General features: G+C 68.8%; 16 protein-coding genes. 8 read left to right on the top strand and 8 right to left on the bottom strand.

The window, feature by feature from the left end; all coding sequences use genetic code 11:
* Positions 1 to 121: 121 nt before the first annotated feature.
* The gene (locus GEMRO_RS0117260; RefSeq protein ID WP_157505620.1) at positions 122 to 1,246 is read left to right on the top strand and encodes a glycosyltransferase; all 1,125 of its coding nucleotides are present in this window, start codon (positions 122 to 124) and stop codon (positions 1,244 to 1,246) included.
* Here GEMRO_RS0117260 and GEMRO_RS0117255 read toward each other — a convergent pair.
* From GEMRO_RS0117255 to puuE, 5 genes are all read right to left on the bottom strand, one after another.
* Entirely contained in the window at positions 1,218 to 1,844 is a 627-nt protein-coding gene (locus GEMRO_RS0117255) for a hypothetical protein (protein ID WP_027135010.1), read from the bottom strand. The genes GEMRO_RS0117260 and GEMRO_RS0117255 overlap by 29 nt on opposite strands.
* A 37-nt stretch (positions 1,845 to 1,881) precedes the next feature.
* A complete protein-coding gene (locus GEMRO_RS0117250; RefSeq protein WP_027135009.1) occupies positions 1,882 to 2,211 on the bottom strand; it encodes a hypothetical protein in 330 nt (109 codons plus the stop codon).
* A 133-nt stretch (positions 2,212 to 2,344) separates the two neighbouring features.
* Complete coding sequence (locus GEMRO_RS0117245; RefSeq protein WP_027135008.1) at positions 2,345 to 3,574, bottom strand: M20/M25/M40 family metallo-hydrolase; 1,230 nt, start codon at positions 3,572 to 3,574, stop codon at positions 2,345 to 2,347.
* A complete protein-coding gene (locus tag GEMRO_RS0117240; protein ID WP_027135007.1) occupies positions 3,571 to 4,815 on the bottom strand; it encodes an allantoate amidohydrolase in 1,245 nt (414 codons plus the stop codon). The genes GEMRO_RS0117245 and GEMRO_RS0117240 overlap by 4 nt, the downstream gene beginning before the upstream one ends.
* A complete protein-coding gene (gene puuE / locus GEMRO_RS0117235; protein ID WP_322100068.1) occupies positions 4,812 to 5,699 on the bottom strand; it encodes an allantoinase PuuE in 888 nt (295 codons plus the stop codon). Before puuE ends, GEMRO_RS0117240 begins: the two co-directional genes overlap by 4 nt.
* A 185-nt stretch (positions 5,700 to 5,884) precedes the next feature.
* On the opposite strand from puuE, the gene GEMRO_RS0117230 reads away from it, so the two are divergent.
* Both GEMRO_RS0117230 and GEMRO_RS0117225 read left to right on the top strand, forming a co-directional pair.
* Positions 5,885 to 7,150: a glycerate kinase type-2 family protein gene (locus GEMRO_RS0117230; RefSeq protein WP_027135005.1), complete on the top strand. Its 1,266-nt coding sequence runs from the start codon at positions 5,885 to 5,887 to the stop codon at positions 7,148 to 7,150.
* 8 nt (positions 7,151 to 7,158) lie between these two features.
* Positions 7,159 to 7,779 carry a LysE family translocator gene (locus GEMRO_RS0117225; protein ID WP_027135004.1) on the top strand — a complete coding sequence of 207 codons (621 nt, stop codon included), beginning with the start codon at positions 7,159 to 7,161 and terminating at the stop codon, positions 7,777 to 7,779.
* Positions 7,780 to 7,793: 14 nt separating this feature from the next.
* Here GEMRO_RS0117225 and GEMRO_RS0117220 read toward each other — a convergent pair whose 3' ends face one another.
* Positions 7,794 to 8,852: an Ldh family oxidoreductase gene (locus tag GEMRO_RS0117220; RefSeq protein WP_027135003.1), complete on the bottom strand. Its 1,059-nt coding sequence runs from the start codon at positions 8,850 to 8,852 to the stop codon at positions 7,794 to 7,796.
* Positions 8,853 to 9,023: 171 nt separating this feature from the next.
* Here GEMRO_RS0117220 and GEMRO_RS0117215 point away from each other — a divergent pair, with 171 nt between their 5' ends.
* Entirely contained in the window at positions 9,024 to 9,641 is a 618-nt protein-coding gene (locus GEMRO_RS0117215) for a trimeric intracellular cation channel family protein (protein WP_027135002.1), read from the top strand.
* 21 nt (positions 9,642 to 9,662) lie between these two features.
* On the opposite strand, the gene pepN is transcribed toward GEMRO_RS0117215, so the two are convergent.
* The gene (gene pepN, locus GEMRO_RS0117210; protein ID WP_027135001.1) at positions 9,663 to 12,296 is read right to left on the bottom strand and encodes an aminopeptidase N; all 2,634 of its coding nucleotides are present in this window, start codon (positions 12,294 to 12,296) and stop codon (positions 9,663 to 9,665) included.
* A gap of 170 nt (positions 12,297 to 12,466) precedes the next feature.
* Here pepN and GEMRO_RS0117205 point away from each other — a divergent pair, with 170 nt between their 5' ends.
* The 4 genes from GEMRO_RS0117205 (at position 12,467) to GEMRO_RS0117190 (ending at position 15,048) form a co-directional block, all read left to right on the top strand.
* Positions 12,467 to 13,339 (top strand): NAD(P)-dependent oxidoreductase, encoded by an 873-nt coding sequence (locus tag GEMRO_RS0117205; protein WP_035487437.1) that lies wholly within the window; start codon positions 12,467 to 12,469, stop codon positions 13,337 to 13,339.
* A gap of 146 nt (positions 13,340 to 13,485) precedes the next feature.
* On the top strand, positions 13,486 to 13,815 hold the full coding sequence (gene hspQ / locus GEMRO_RS0117200; RefSeq protein WP_027134999.1) for a heat shock protein HspQ: 330 nt from the start codon (positions 13,486 to 13,488) through the stop codon (positions 13,813 to 13,815).
* 137 nt (positions 13,816 to 13,952) lie between these two features.
* Complete coding sequence (gene fsa / locus GEMRO_RS0117195; RefSeq protein WP_027134998.1) at positions 13,953 to 14,609, top strand: fructose-6-phosphate aldolase; 657 nt, start codon at positions 13,953 to 13,955, stop codon at positions 14,607 to 14,609.
* A gap of 16 nt (positions 14,610 to 14,625) precedes the next feature.
* Positions 14,626 to 15,048, top strand: a complete 423-nt coding sequence (locus GEMRO_RS0117190) for a hypothetical protein (protein WP_027134997.1) — start codon at positions 14,626 to 14,628, stop codon at positions 15,046 to 15,048.
* A gap of 52 nt (positions 15,049 to 15,100) precedes the next feature.
* Here GEMRO_RS0117190 and GEMRO_RS0117185 read toward each other — a convergent pair whose 3' ends face one another.
* Positions 15,101 to 15,697: a class I SAM-dependent methyltransferase gene (locus GEMRO_RS0117185; RefSeq protein ID WP_027134996.1), complete on the bottom strand. Its 597-nt coding sequence runs from the start codon at positions 15,695 to 15,697 to the stop codon at positions 15,101 to 15,103.
* Positions 15,698 to 15,725: the final 28 nt, after the last annotated feature.

Below are 15,725 nucleotides of genomic sequence, written 5' to 3'. Positions count from 1 at the left end.
CGGATCCCGAGGGACGATAGCCGGGGACGCATTACTCGGGTTCCGGCGGGCTTGTCGAGCGCAGGCCATTCCCGATCATGAAGGCACGGCCTAATGTCGACGACGATTGCCGGACATTGCCATGACTTATGACCTGATCTTTTTCCCAGACTATACCGCCTCCAATCCCTATCAGCATCTTCTCTACGGGCGCCTGGCGGACCTGCATCCACGTCCGGGAACCATCGACGATGCGCTGCGGCTGCTCGACCACGCCTCGACCACGCAGCGGGTGATCTTCCACCTGCACTGGGAGGACGTGCTCCACCGTCATGCCGCCGACGCTGACGCCGCCCGCCAGACGGTCCGCATGTTCCTGGCCAAGCTCGGCGATTTCGTCGCGCGCGGCGGAAGCCTGGTCTGGACGGTGCACAACCGCAGCTCGCATGCCGGCACTCATCCGGATCTCGACCGGGCCCTGCGCCGGACCCTGGCCGACCTCGCCGACCGGATCCATGTCCATTCCCTGGCCGCGGCACGGGCCGTGCGCAGCGAACTGAGAGTCCCGTTCCAGAAGCTTATCGTGCTTCCTCACGGGAACTACCGGCCGCTCCACGATCCGCGCGGCATCGACCGGGCGAAGATCCGCGCGGCGAGGGGGTGGTCCGACCAGGAGATCGTCGTCCTCCTGTTCGGCCGCCTCGAAGCCTACAAGGGCGGCCACGACCTGCTGGAGGCGTTCGCGGCGGCGCCGGCGAACCTGCGACTGGCGATCGCCGGAAAGCAGATCGTCGCGCTCGACGAGCAGATCGGTCAGATGCCGCCGGACGTGCGGTCGCGGATCTGGTCGGCAGCCCGCTTCCTCCCGGAAGCCGATCTCGGGTCCCTGGTCGCCGCAGCCGACTTCATCGCCCTGCCCTACCGGGCGATCCTGACGTCGGGCAGCCTGATGCTGGCGCTGTCGCTCGGCCGACCCGTCATTGCCCCGGACCTTCCGGCAATCACCGAGATCGTCGCCGATGGGCGTGAAGCGCTGCTCTATCCCTGCGACCGACCGGGCGGCCTGCGCAAGGCCATGGAGCGGCTGGTCGCTCTCGACGAGAGCGTGCGGAACGAAATGGCCGGGCAGGCGCAGGCCACCGGCGAGCTCTACGACTGGGCCTGGATTGGCAGGCAAATGGGCGCTGCCCTGGTCGATGCCACCGGTCATGGCCGGGCCAACCGGCGCACGCCGTCCCTCAGCGTGCCCGTGGAAGCCCCTGGATGATCAGGCGCTCCAACTGTCCGGTCGGGAGGCAAGTGGTGCCCTTGTCGAAGGAGCCCGTCTCGCCGGAACGGAAGTCGATCATCGAGATCTCGCTCTCGCCGTTGGGGGCGCTGATCATGCGGGTGACCACATAGGTTACCTTGCCGGTCACCCGGGCCCGGTTGCCCTCGGCTTCCACGGTCACGCCCAGCAGGGCATCCAGCACGACGCGCCGTTCCATCTGGAGGCTCTGGTCGCCGCGCCGCACGACGATGGTGGCCTTTTCCGCCGCACCGCCCACCCGCTTGGGGGAGGCACGCTGCCCCTGCTCGAAGCTGAAGATCCAGCCGCAATCGATCCAGGGCATGGCCCGGCCCGCATAGGTGGCCGCCACCACGTCGTTCCGGTCGGTGGCGACGAGTTGCAGGCCGGCCCGCTCGAGATTCATCCTCACCCGGTCGCGCACCTTGTCGGCCGGCAGCGCCACCGTCAGGTCGATCGGCTGGGACGGGCGCCCTGCCGGCTCGACGTAGGTCAGTGCCTTACGCTCCTGCGCCACGACCGGCAGACAGACCAGTGCCGCCAGTGCCGCCAGCGACCAGAGCTTGCGTTTGCCCACCGATGCCCTCCCCCTTGCAGTTCCAGGCATCACGGCTTCAGTAAAGGTCCGCGGTAGCCAACATGCCGGCCAGTCCGGGACCTGCCGCCGGCTCGGGCGGAGCATCTCCCGACGGCAGCCGGCCAAGCCTACTCTGTTCCACCAGCCGCCGAAACGCTTCGCTGGCAAACCGGCCGACCGGATAGGCCTGCAGATAGTTCTGGTATCCCTCCAGCGTGTCCGCAGCCTTCACATCAAGCCAGAACGTGTCCTCAGGGGACAGTTCAATGCTCGCCTCCTGCGCATGCGCCTGCCCGGCACTGCCGGTGGCGATCACGCCGATCAGCAAGGCGCGGACCGCCGAATAGTAGAGCCATAGGCGCTTCACGAGCGATGCATTCCGCCGAAGTGGCTGAGCCTGGATTGGATAAGCGACAGTCTTCGCACAGCCTGTCCGAGCGTCAAGCTACAGGCTGGGCAACGAGGCGACCAGATCTATCCGAGACATACTCCAGGAGCACTCACGCCTCCAGAAGATCCGCCAGACTTCTGGCAATTACCCGGGTCGCCGCATGCAGGTCGGCCAGCACCAACTTCTCGTCCGCCCGGTGCGCGTTCGCTTCCAGCAGGTCCCGCGGCCCGGCACCGTACAGGACGCAGGGCACACCTGCCTCGGTATAGTGACGTCCGTCCGTGTAGAGCGGGATGCCCTGCGCGCCGACAGGCACGCCCAGGACGGCGCTGGCATGGGTGGTCAGCCGCTCCACCAGCCGTGCAGCACCCGGAAGCTCGGTGAGCGGCCGTGCCAGCAGGATCCGCCGGATCCGGACGCTGACCCCGGGGAACTTCTGGGCGGCACTCTCGATCAGCTTGCGCAGCTCGGCTTCCACGTCCTCCGGACGCTCCTCGGGGATCATCCGGCGATCCAGGCGCAGCTGGACCCGGTCGGGGACCACGTTGGTGTTGATCCCGCCTGAGATCAGTCCGACCACCAGCGTCGGGCTGGTGATGCCCTTCACCTTGGAGCGGCGGGTCTGCAGGTTCTTGCGCGATGCATACAGCGCGGTCAGGACCCAGTTCGCCGCCTCCATGGCATCGAAGCCGGTGTCGGGCCGGGCGGCATGGGCCGAGCGGCCGAGAAGCTCGACCTCGAGATGCAGGCAGCCATTATGGGCGGTGACCACCGAATAGGCGAACCCGGCGCCGATCGCCAGGTCCGGCCGGCTGAGGCCGGTCTCCAGCAACCGCTTAGGTCCGATGCCGCCGCCCGCTTCCTCGTCGAAGGTGAAGTGCAGCTCGACCGTTCCCGACAGACGGTCGGCAACCTGTTCCAGCGCCAGGAGCGCGAAGCTGTAGGTCGCGAAGTCGGACTTGGACACGGCGACACCGCGCCCGTACATCACCCCGTCCACGATCTCGGCGCCATAGGGATCGCGGCTCCAGCCCTCGCCAGGCGGGACGACGTCGCCATGGGTGTTCAGCGCGATGGTCGGCCCCTCCCCAAAGCGCCGCCGGACGATCAGGTTAGTGACCGAGATCATCCCGTTCGCCTGGACCGTCGAGGCCGGCACCACGTCGGCCTCGACCTGGAACCCCAGTTCCTCGAGCAGTTCGCGCACGCGTGCCGCGTGGGGAGCGCAATCCCCCTTGGGGTTGTCGGAGGGGACCTTGACCAGTTCGGCCAGGAAGCGCTCGGCATCGGCCTGACGCTCCTGCAGGAAGCCGTCGATGAGGTCGGCGATCTGGCTCATGTTCTTGCTTTCGGATCGGCTAGGTCGCGCAGGACGCGCAGGACGACCCGCGCGGCGGTACCGGCGTCGTCGATGGTGATGCTTTCCAGCGGATTGTGGCTGATGCCGCCCTTGCAGCGCACGAACAGCATGCCCGCCGGGCAGAACCCGGCCATGGCCATGGTGTCGTGGCCGGCCCCGCTGGACAGGTACTTCACCGGCAGGCCCTCGGCGCGCAGCGCCTGGGCCAGCCAGCGCTGCAGCCTGGGGGCGCAGGTCGCAGCCGGCTGGTCGTGCTCGCGGCCGATCGTGCAGCCGAGGCCGCGCGCAGCGGCGATCCGCCGGATCGCCTGGACGATCTCCTCCACGGCACTGCTGCGCAGGCCGTCATTGGGCGCCCGGATGTCCAGGGTCAGCAAGGCCCGGCCGGGGATCACGTTGACCGCACCGGGCTGCGCGTCGATCCGTCCGACCGTACCGACCAGGTCCGGGGTGGCAGCGCAGCGGCGCTCGACGAACAGGATCACCTCGGCCGCGCCCGCCAGCGCGTCGCGGCGATGGGCCATGGGCACCGTCCCGGCATGGCCGGCCATGCCGTCCAGGACCACCGCCAGCCGCGACTGGCCCTGGATGGCGGTCACGATGCCGACGGCACGGTCTTCCGCTTCCAGCACCGGACCCTGCTCGATATGCACTTCCAGGAAGGCGCGGATCGAGCCCGGGGCATAGGCCGCCTCGGCCAGCCGGGTAGGGTCGCCGCCGAATGCGACCAGGGCCTGGGCGATCGAGATCCCGTCCCGGTCGCGGATCTCCAGCACGGCCGGATCCAGGGTGCCGCAGATCGCCTTCGACCCCAGGAAGGTCGTGGAGAACCGGACGCCTTCCTCGTCGCAGAACGCCGCCACCTCGACCGGGAACGGCAGGCGCTCGCCGGCCTCGTTCAGGGCCCCGACCGCGGCCACGCCGACCAGGATGCCGAGCGGCCCGTCATAGCGGCCGGCATCCACGACCGTGTCGATATGGGAGCCCAGCATCATGACCGGCGCCGACGGATCGGCACCTTCATAGCGGCCGATCAGGTTGCCGATCGGATCGACGCGGGTCGTCATGCCCGCCTCGTGCATCCAGGTCCGAACCAGATCGATCGCCGCCCGATGCGCCGGGGTGAACGGCTGCCGGTTGAGCCGGCCGTCGTCGGCCGAGATCCGGCCGAGCTGGTCCAGCCTGGCCATCAGGACCTGTCCGAGAGCAGCGGTGCTCATGCGGGGGGGTGCCGGTCGAGCCAGTGCTCGGCGATGTCGATCCGCCGCGGGACCCAGACCCGGTCATGTCCCTGGACATAGTCGAGGAAGCGCGCCAGCGCCGCGGCCCGGCCGGGACGGCCGACCAGACGGCAATGCAGGCCCACCGACATCATCTTGGGCGAACCCCGGCGGCCTTCCTCGTAGAGCACGTCGAAGCTGTCCTTCAGGTAGGTGAAGAACTGATCGCCGGAGTTGAAGCCCTGGTTCGTCGCGAACCGCATGTCGTTGGCGTCCAGCGTGTAGGGGATCACCAGCTGGTCGTGATGGCCGACCCGCACATAGTAGGGCAGATCGTCGGCATAGGAATCCGAGAAATAGTCGAAGCCGCCCTCGGCGCAGACCAGCCCCAGCGTGTTCGGCCCGCAGCGGCCGAGATACCAGCCGCGCGGACGGCTGCCGGTCGCCGCGGCATGGACGTCGATCGCGAGGCGCAGATGCTCCCGCTCGATCTCGATCGGGATGTTCTGATAATCGATCCAGCGATAGCCGTGCGTGGCGATCTCCCACTCGGCTTCCTTCATCGCCGCCACCGCCTCCGGGTGGCGGGAGAGCGCCATGGCAACCCCATAGACGGTGACCGGCAGCTCCCGCTCGGTGAACATCCGGAACAGGCGCCAGAAGCCGGCCCGCGAGCCGTACTCGTAGATCGATTCCATGTTCATGTGCCGCGCGCCCTGGATGGGCTGGGCGCCGACGATCTCGGACAGGAAGGCCTCGGAAGCGGCGTCGCCGTGGAGGACGCAGTTCTCGCCGCCCTCCTCGTAGTTCACCACGAACTGGACGGCGACATGGGCCCCGCCCGGCCAGTCGGCGAACGGCACCGAGCGGCCATAGCCCACCATGTCGCGCGGATAGAGGTTCAAGGCCGGCTCCCCCACAAGCATCGCCGCAGCGCTGCTCTCTTAGCCAAAACCACGCGACCGTCACAGGGGGCGAGGAGCGGCGTTGCCGTCCGGCGCCGCCCGGGCCAATCTTCGGCGCCAGCGCAGCCAGGGGAGCAACAGGTGAAGCCCGGAGTGCAGACGTCGTGACCGATCTGGAGCCCAAGGCCTTTCTGCGCGCCCTGTTCGACCAGGCGGTCTGCGCAGCCGATCCCCTGTTCGCGGTGCCGCCCTTCCTGCCGGAGCCGCCCAAGGGCCGCACCGTAGTGGTGGGCCTGGGCAAGGCGGCCGCGGTGATGGCGCAGGCGGTCGAGCGCAACTGGCCGGGCCCGATCGAGGGCGTGGTGGTGACCAGGGACGGCCACGAGGCGCCGACCGAGCGCATCGAGGTCCTCTCCTCCTCCCATCCGGTGCCGGACGAGCGCTCGGAGGCGGGTGCGCGGCGGCTGATGCAGGCGGTGGCGGGCCTCGGGCCCGACGACCTGGTGATCTGCCTGGTGTCGGGCGGTGGCTCCGCCTTATGCGCCCTGCCAGCACCGGGGCTGACGCTGGCCGACAAGATCGCGGTGAACAAGGCGCTGCTGCGCTCGGGCGCCTCGATCGACGAGATGAACTGCGTGCGCAAGCATCTGTCCGGGTTCAAGGGCGGCCGGCTGGCCCAGGCCGCGGCTCCGGCCAAGGTCGTCTCGCTGATGATCTCGGACGTGCCCGGCGACGATCCGGCGGTGATCGCTTCCGGGCCGACCGTGCCCGACCCCACCAGCTATGCCGACGCGCTGGCTTTGGTCCGGCGCTACCGGCTGGAACTGCCCGACGCGGTGCGGCGTCATCTGGAAGCCGGCCGGGACGAGACGCCCAAGCCCGGCGATCCCCTGTTCGATCGGGTCGAGAACCGGCTGATCGCAGCACCGCAGCGATCGCTGGAACGCGCCGCCGCATTCGTCCGGTCGCACGGCATCCATCCCGTCCTGCTGGGCGACGCCCTGGAGGGCGAATCGCGCCAAGTGGCGACCGTGATGGCCGGGATCGCCCGTTCCGTGCGCCGGCACGGCCATCCGGCCCCGGCACCCTGCGTGCTGCTGTCGGGGGGCGAGACCACCGTCACCGTGCGCGGCGGCGGCCGTGGCGGCCGCAACGTCGAGTTCCTGCTGGGGCTGGCGGTGGCGCTGCAGGGGGAGCCCGGCATCCATGCGATCGCCGGGGACACGGACGGGATCGACGGGGCGGAGGAGGTCGCGGGCGCGATCGTGGCCCCGGATACCCTGGAGCGCGCCCAAAAGCTTGGCCTGGATCCGCGGGCGATGCTGGAGGAGAATGACGCCCATCCCTTCTTCGCCAGGCTCGGCGACCAGGTGGTGACCGGGCCCACGCTCACCAACGTCAACGACGTGCGGGCGGTGCTGATCTTGTGAGGTAGTCCATGGAGATCTCGACCTGGCTGGCGTTCGCGGCCGCCGCCACCACCCTCCTGATCATTCCAGGCCCGACGATCTCCCTGGTGATGTCCTATGCCTTAAGCCAGGGTCACCGTTCGGCCGCTGCCGTGGTGGCGGGGGTGGCGCTGGGCGACCTGACCGCGATGAGCCTGTCGCTCCTGGGCCTGGGCGCGGTGCTGGCGGCTTCCGCCACCCTGTTCACCCTGCTGAAATGGGTGGGCGCCGCCTATCTGGTCTATCTGGGCGTGAAGCTGTGGCGCGCGCCGGTGGGGGCGCCGGAACTGACTGAGCAGGTGGTGGCTGCCCGGGTCATGTTCGGCCATGCCTGGCTGGTGACGGCCCTGAACCCGAAGGGCATCGTGTTCTTCGTGGCCTTCGTGCCGCAGTTCATCGACCCGCGCGGCGCCTACCTGCCGCAGGCCCTGATCCTGATCGCGACCTTTGTCGGCCTGGCGGCCGCCAATGCCGGGGGCTACGCGCTGCTCGCCTCGTCGCTGAAGACCACGATCCGCCGGCCGGCGGTCCAGCGCTGGGTGAACCGGACCGGCGGCTCGGTGCTGATCGGGGCGGGCATCGCGGCGGCGGCGTGGAAGCGCGCCGCCTGATCCGCTTCTCCGGCTCAGCCCAGGCGGGGAGCCGGCGCCTCGACGCCCAGCCGGTCCGCCCAGGGCAGCAGGGCCGGCATGATCGACGGGTGCAGGACGGCGCCCTGCTCCAGTGCCTGGCGCTTCTTGGACATGGCCGCCTGACCGGGCAGCCGGACGCTCTCCACGCCGGGGCGCGGCGGGTTGGAGCGGCAGGCCTCGACGATATGGTCGATCTGGCGCTTGAAGCCGCCCAGGCCCGCAAACGCCTCGGGATCGACGACCTGCACCCAGGTGGACGCTCCCCAGCCCTCGCCCGGATCGGCCCGGCCGAAGGCGGACAGGCCCTGAGTCAGCGCCTCGATCATCAGGGCCAGGCCATAGCCCTTGTGGCCATGGTCGAGGCCGCCCGTGGGCAGGATCGTGCCGGGCGGGTTGGTGTTGAACACCTTCGGGTCGCCGGTGGGCTCGCCTTCCGCGGTCAGCAGCCAGGGATGATCGAAGCTGCGTCCCTCCGCAAGATAGCGGTTCGACATGCCGTTGGTGGTGATCGAGGCCGAGGTGTCGATCAGGATCGGGTCGCCCGAAGTGGGGATGCCGATGGCGTAGGGATCGGGCGTGAAGACCGCCCGGGTTCCGCCATACGGCGCCACCGACGCCACGTTCGGATCGGAGCAGGCCAGGTGGATGAACAGGCCCTGCTCGGTGGCCTTGGGCAGGAAGGTGGCGAGGCAGGCGATGTGGTGCGAGCGCCGGATCGAGACAGCGCCGATGCCGGTGTTCTTCGCCATGGCGATCGCCTCGTCCACCGCCTTGGCGGTCAGCCAGAGGCCGGGCAGGCGCTTGCCGTCCAGGGTCAGGGCCGAGGCCTTGCGGGCGATCTCCTCGGGCTCGCCTGAGACGTTCATCGAGCCCTTCTGCGCCTCCGCCAGATAAGGACCGGCCAGCCCCAGCCCATGGGTGGTGTGCCCCATCAGGTCGGCGTCCACCAGGAGGCGCGCGGTCACCTCGGCCTTTTCCCGGGAGAACCCGACCTTCTCGAACAGCTGCGTAGCAAACGCCACCAGCGCCCCGACCTCGTACCGATCCGCCATCACCCTCGTCCTCTCCCTCTCATGTGCGCGCGAAACCTAGGGGCTGCGCCATTCGTGATCCAGCCTGGAGGACGTGGCTCGGGTTCGTTCGTGCAATTCGCCCCTTTGGATGTACAGCCAGGGCCTCGGCCGATAGCAGGGCCAGGGGCGCCAGCACGCCGGAGGGACCCGATGCTTCTGCACACGCTCTACCTGGTCGGGATCGTCGCCGAGGCGATGACGGCCGCCCTGGCGGCGGGACGGCGCAGCATGGACTGGGTGGGCGTGGCGCTGCTGGGCTGCGTCACGGCACTGGGCGGCGGCTCCGCCCGCGACGTCCTGCTCGGCAACTACCCGCTCGCCTGGGTGAAGCATCCGGAATACCTGGCGTTCACCGCCGGTGCCGCCCTGCTGACCATCCTGATCGCCCGGGTGATGCACCACCTGCGCTGGGCGTTCCTGGTGCTGGACGCGGTGGGCCTGGTCGCCTTCACCATTATCGGCTGCGATGTCGGGCTGCGCATGGGCGTGCCGGTCCCGATCGCGATCGTGGCCGGGATGATCACCGGCTGCGTCGGCGGGGTGCTGCGGGACGTGCTGTGCAACGACGTGCCGCTGCTGTTCCGCGCCGAGCTCTACGCCAGCGTCTCGGTGCTGACCGGCGCCCTTTATCTGGGCGGCCTGCATCTCGGGCTGGCCCACGACCTGGTGATGGCGATCGCCATGACCTTCGGGATGACCCTCCGGATCCTGGCGATCTGGCGCAAATGGAACATGCCGAAATTCATCTACGAGCGGGACCTGCACTGAGCCGTCCCGCCCCGGCCCGGATCACTCCAGGCTCTTGCTGGCGACCTCGTAGCAGTCGCGGGACAGGTCCGGCCGCGCCAGGGCCCGTTCCAACTCGGCGCGCATCAGGGCGCGGCGCCGCTCGTCATAGGGCTTGAAGCGGCCGAGCGGCCGCATCAGGCGCGAGGCCACCTGCGGGTTCTTGGGATCGACCTCCAGGATCCGGTCCATCACGAAGCGGTAGCCCGCCCCGTCGGCCCGGTGGAAGCCGGCCGGGTTGTTGGCGAACACGCCGACCAGCGAATAAACCCGGTTCGGGTTGCCGAGCGTGAAGGCCGGGTGGTGCAGGAGGCGCTCCACGGTGGCGAGCACACCCTCGTCGTCGGCGGACGCCTGCAGGGCGAACCACTTGTTGACCACCAGCGGCTCGTTCTGCCAGCGGGCGTAGAACGTGCCGAGCGCGCTTGCCGCGGACGGGTCGCGGCTCTCCACCAGGGCACGCAGGGCAGCGAAGCTGTCGGTCATGTTGTCGGCGCGTTCGAACTGACGCTGGGCGCGGGCGATCGCCGCGGCGTCGGGCGCCTGGACGGACCAGAACAGCGCCTGGTTCTTGATGGCGCGGCGGCCGGCGGCCCCGTTGTCGGCGGCGAACGGGCCGATGTCGTGGAAGTGCTCGTAGGTCGCGGCCCAGTCCTCCCGAAGGGCGGTGCTCAGGCCGCGCTGCAGGGAGCGCAGGGCGCCGGTGATGCCCTCGACGTCGATCACCGGGCGCTGCTGGCCCACATAGGTGAAGGACGGCAGCTGCACCGCGCGGGCGGCGAAGGCCGGGTCGGCGGGCGCATCGGCCAGGACCTTGCGGAAGGCGGCGAGCAGCGCGTCCGACGCCTCCGCATGACCACCGGCATCGACCCCGCGCAGGATCAGGCGCATCGCCAGCTGCTGGCCGGCCTCCCAGCGGTTGAAGGCGTCCTCGTCCTGGCCGAGCAGCAGGGCCAGCTCGTCGTCGGCATAGTCCAGCTTCAGGCGGACCGGCGCTGAGAAGTTGCGCAAGAGCGAGGGGACCGGCTCGGAATTCAGCCCCTTGAACACGAAGCGCTGGCGCTCGCCGGTCAGCTCCAGGACCCGCTCGGTGCCCTGCGGCTCGTTCTCACCCTCCAGCATCAGGGGCAGCGGGCGACCGTCCCGGGACAGGAGGCCCAGGCGCAGCGGCACGTGCAGGGGCAGCTTGTCGGGCTGCCCGGCGGTGGGCGGAGTGCCTTGGGTGATCTCCAGGGCATAGCTGCCGCTGCGCGGGTCGAAACTGCGCTCCACCGACAGTTCCGGGGTGCCGGCCTGGCTGTACCAGCGGCGGAACTGGCCGAGGTCGCGGCCGGACGCGTCCTCCATGGCACGCACGAAGTCCTCGCAGGTCACCGCCTGCCCATCATGGCGCTCAAAGTACAGATCGATGCCGGCGCGATACGCCTTCGGCCCGATCAGGGTGTGGATCATCCGGATGACCTCCGCCCCCTTCTCGTAGACCGTGCGCGTGTAGAAATTATTGATCTCCACGTAGGAATCCGGGCGGATCGGATGCGACATCGGCCCGGCATCCTCGGGAAACTGTCCTTCCCGGAGCAGCTGGACGTCGCCGATCCGCTTCACCGCCGCGGAATGCATGTCGGCGGTGAACTGCTGGTCGCGGAAGACGGTCAGGCCTTCCTTCAGCGTGAGCTGGAACCAGTCGCGGCAGGTCACCCGGTTGCCGGTCCAGTTGTGGAAATATTCATGCGCCACGATCCGCTCGACCTGCATGAAGTCGGCATCGGTGGCGGTGTCGGCGCGGGCGAGCGTCGCCGAGGTGTTGAAGATGTTGAGCCCCTTGTTCTCCATCGCCCCCATGTTGAAGTGCGAGACGGCGACGATCATGAACAGGTCGAGATCGTACTCCAGCCCATACGCCTCCTCGTCCCACTTCATCGACTTCTTCAGCGATTCCATGGCGTGGCGGCACTGATCGATCACCGCGTGCTCGGAATAGATGCGCAGGTCGACCACCCGCCCGGAGCGCGTGGTGAAGCTGTCCTGCAGCAGGCCGAGATCCCCGGCGACCAGGGCGAACAGATAGGAGGGCTTGGGGAACGGATCCTCCCAGACCGCGTAGTGGCGGCCGTCCGGCAGGTCGCCCTGCTCCACCGGATTGCCGTTCGAGAGCATCACCGGACAGGACTTGCGGTCGCCGGTGATCCGCACCCGATAGGTGCTCATGACGTCCGGACGGTCCTGGGAAAAGGCGATCCGCCGGAATCCCTCCGCCTCGCACTGGGTGCAGAAGATGCCGTTGCTGAGATAGAGGCCCGAGAGCGCGGTGTTGTTCCTGGGGTCGCAGCGCTGGGTGATCTCGAGGACGCCGCCGTCGCGCATGCCCTTCACCGCGATCCCGGTGGCGGTGCGCTCGACCTGCTGGGGATCCAGCGGCACGCCGTCCAGGCTGGCCGACACGAAGGTCATCGCCTCGCCGTCGAGCAGGAGGTCGGCACCCGCGGGCGACTTCACGTTCCTTTCCAGGGTCAGGCGCGAGACGACCGTGGTCTCCAGGGGCTTCAGGTCGACGTCGAGCTCAATCTGGCGCGTCCACCAGTCCGGCTCCCGATAATCCTCGCGCCGGATGATGCTACGCGTGCTGCCGTCGGCCATGGGTCACTCTTCGCTGCTCGGAAGTCCGGAAGATGGCAACCCCGCCTCGATGCCGCAACCGGGTGCGCACGCGCGCGGATCGTGGCATGGATCGCGCCACGCGGGCCGTGCTTCGAAGAGGAGCGGAAGATCGGTCCGGTCGAGGCATGTCCGAATGGGAGAAGATGAACATGGCCACCTATGCATTTCTCGGTCTGGGCGTCATGGGTGGCCCGATGGCCGGGCACCTCGCCAAGAACGGCCATGACGTCACCGTGTGGAACCGCACCGGCGCCAAGGCGGAGGCCTGGGCCAAGGAGCATGGCGGCAAGGCAGCCGGGACCGCCCGGGAAGCGGCTGCCGGCGCCGAAGTCGTCTTCATGTGCCTGGGCAATGACGACGACGTGCGCTCGGTCGTGTATGGCGACGATGGCGCCCTGGTTGGGCTCGCCGACGGTGCGATCCTGGTGGACCACACCACCGCCTCAGCCGACCTGGCGCGCGAGCTGGATGCGGCCTGCCGCGACGCCAAGAAGAACTTCCTGGACGCGCCCGTGTCCGGCGGCCAGGCGGGTGCCGTGAACGGCGTCCTGACCATCATGGTCGGCGGCGAGGCCGAGGTCTTCGCGAAGGCGGAAGCCGGCATGAAGGCCTATGGCCGGACCGTCACCCATATGGGCCCGGCCGGCGCCGGCCAGCTCACCAAGATGGTGAACCAGATCTGCATCGCGGGCCTAGTCCAGGCCCTGGGCGAAGCGGTCAACTTCGCGCAGAAGGCGGGGCTGGACACCGACAAGGTGCTGGCGACGATCAGCAAGGGCGCCGCGCAGTCCTGGCAGATGGAGAACCGCTGGAAGACCATGACCGAGAACAAGTTCGACTTCGGCTTCGCGGTCGACTGGATGCGCAAGGACCTCGGCATCTGCCTGGAGGAGGCGAAGCGCAACGGCGCGCCCCTGCCCGTCACCGCGATGGTCGACCAGTTCTACCGCATGGTCCAGATGAAGGGCGGGCAGCGGTTCGACACCTCGTCCCTGATCGTCAATCTCCGCGATCCGGACTGAGTCGGAGCTGCAGCAGCGGGGATCGTGAAGCAGGTACCTCTGGTAGAATGTCTTCGCGATCCCTAAATTGCCTGCCACCTGACATCTGCGAGGAGTTGGGATCCACTCCTGCCGCGCGGCATTGCGACGAGCACAAGGAAACCCCCATGCCTGACCGACTTGCCAAGTACCGCATTGGCCAAGTGGTGAAGCACAAGATCTTCCCCTTCCGGGGCGTCATCTTCGACGTCGACCCAGAGTTCGCGAATACCGAGGAATGGTACCAGGCCATCCCCGAAGAACTTCGCCCGCGCAAGGACCAGCCCTTCTACCACCTCTTCGCCGAGAACTCGGACAGCTATTACATCGCCTACGTGTCGGAGCAGAATCTCCTTCCCGATGCAACGGACGAGCCGATCGAGCATCCCCAGGTGGAGCAGATGTTCGGCGAACTCCGCGACGGACTTTATCTGCACCGGGACCGGGTCACGCACTAACCTGGATCAAGACCTAGCCGCCGGGTGGATGCGCCCGCCCGGCCTTTGCCATGGGCCCGCTTGCCGGGGTTCGCAGCCTTGGGGATCCGGACTAGAATAGGGTCACGGCTGCCATGCCGTCTTACGGAGCGGGATTCATGAAGTTCTTCGTCGATACGGCCGAGATCAACGAAATCAAGGAGCTGGCCGAGACCGGCCTGCTTGACGGCGTCACCACCAATCCATCACTGGTCGCGAAATCCGGCAAGCAGTTCCTCGACCTGATCGCGGAGATCTGCGAGGTGGTCGACGGGCCGGTCAGCGCGGAAGTCACCGCCACCGACGCCGAGACGATGCTGAAGGAGGGCCTCAAGCTCTCCAAGATCGCGCCCAACGTCTGCGTCAAGCTCCCGCTGACCAAGGATGGCCTGTTCGTCTGCAAGCAGCTCACCCAGCAGGGCATTCAGACCAACGTCACCCTGTGCTTCTCGCCGGCCCAGGCTCTGCTGGCCGCCAAGGCGGGCGCCACCTTCGTCTCGCCGTTCGTCGGCCGCCTGGACGACATCGGCACCGACGGGATGCAGCTGATCGCCGACATCGTGCAGATCTACGACAACTATCCGTACTTCCAGACCGAGGTGCTGGTTGCCTCGGTGCGCGGGCCGGCGCACATCGTCACGGCGGCCAAGCTCGGCGCCCATGTGGCGACCATGCCGGCCAACGTGATCAAGAGCCTGCTGAACCACCCGCTGACCGACAAGGGCCTGGCGGCCTTCGTCGCGGACTGGAAAAAGACCGGCCAGTCGATCCTCTGAGAAGGGGTATCCCCCGATGCGGCGCGTCCTCGCCCTGGCCTCGATCCTCTGCCTGCCCCTGGCAGCAAGGGCCGGCGAGGACGCCGATGCGCTCCTGCGCGGGCTCGGGCTGAAACCGTCCGGGGAGATCGTGTCCGTCGACGCGGCACGCTCCGCCGGCGGACAGGTCTCGGTGCGGCTGGTGCCGGCGGCGGGCGCCAAGCTGGTGGCCGATCCCGGCGTCACCGTGGTGCCGGTCGACCGGCTTGGCCTGCCGCTCGGCGCGCCGGTGACCCTGCGGGACAGCGCGCAGGAATATTTTCAGGCGCCCCCGGTCCTGCTGGTGGAGCCCGGCGGCGCCCAGGCGCTCCGGGTGGAATACGCCTATTGCGTGGTCGCCAAGCAATGCCTGTTCGGCGACGTGGTGGTGGCGGTGCCGCCGGACCAGCCGAACTCCTGACAAGGCCCGCCTGCCGCCCCGGCGCCAGCCAGCCGTTCCTTCCAGAGCTGCGTCACGCCTGACGCTCCAGCACCACGCCGTAATGGTAGGGCCTGAGGTCCATTCGGGCCTGCGGCCGGAACCCGGCTGGCCCCGCCAGGGCCTCGACCGCTTCCGGCGACATCCTCATCTCCGTCCGGGGCCCGCGCGGCTGTCCCAGGACCGGGGTCGCCTCGCGCGGAAGCGGGCGCCAGTTCACGACGGCGAGCAGGCCGGCGGGCTTCACCACGCGCGCGATCGCCCGCAACAGGGCCGGCTGGTCCGGCACGCCATGGAAGGTGTTGGCGAGCAGGACGAAGTCCACCGGGTCCGGCAGCAGGCTGGCGACCTCGCCGGCGTCGGCGTTGAGCCAGCCCAGCACCGCGCGGTCCTGCGCGGCGAGTTCGGCCCTGGCCCTGGCGATCATGGCGGGATCGAGATCCAAAGCGTAGACCCGGCCGTCGAGGAGCCCGGCCAGGGCCGCGGTGAAGTAGCCATCGCCGCAGCAAAGGTCGACCGCCGTCATGCCCGGGCGGACCCCCAGGGACCGGAGCGTGCCGGCTGGATCCGGCCAAAGCGCCGCCCACCAGTCCCGGTCGGGCATCGAGGTCGCCGGGTACAGGCCGTTCATCGCCCCCTGCCCTAAGGATGCGCGGCCG

It is taken from the genome of Geminicoccus roseus DSM 18922 (genome assembly GCF_000427665.1).
GTDB lineage: Bacteria > Pseudomonadota > Alphaproteobacteria > Geminicoccales > Geminicoccaceae > Geminicoccus > Geminicoccus roseus.
The sequence above is the reverse complement of the archived record's forward strand: the minus strand, read 5'-3'. Positions and strand labels throughout refer to the sequence as shown.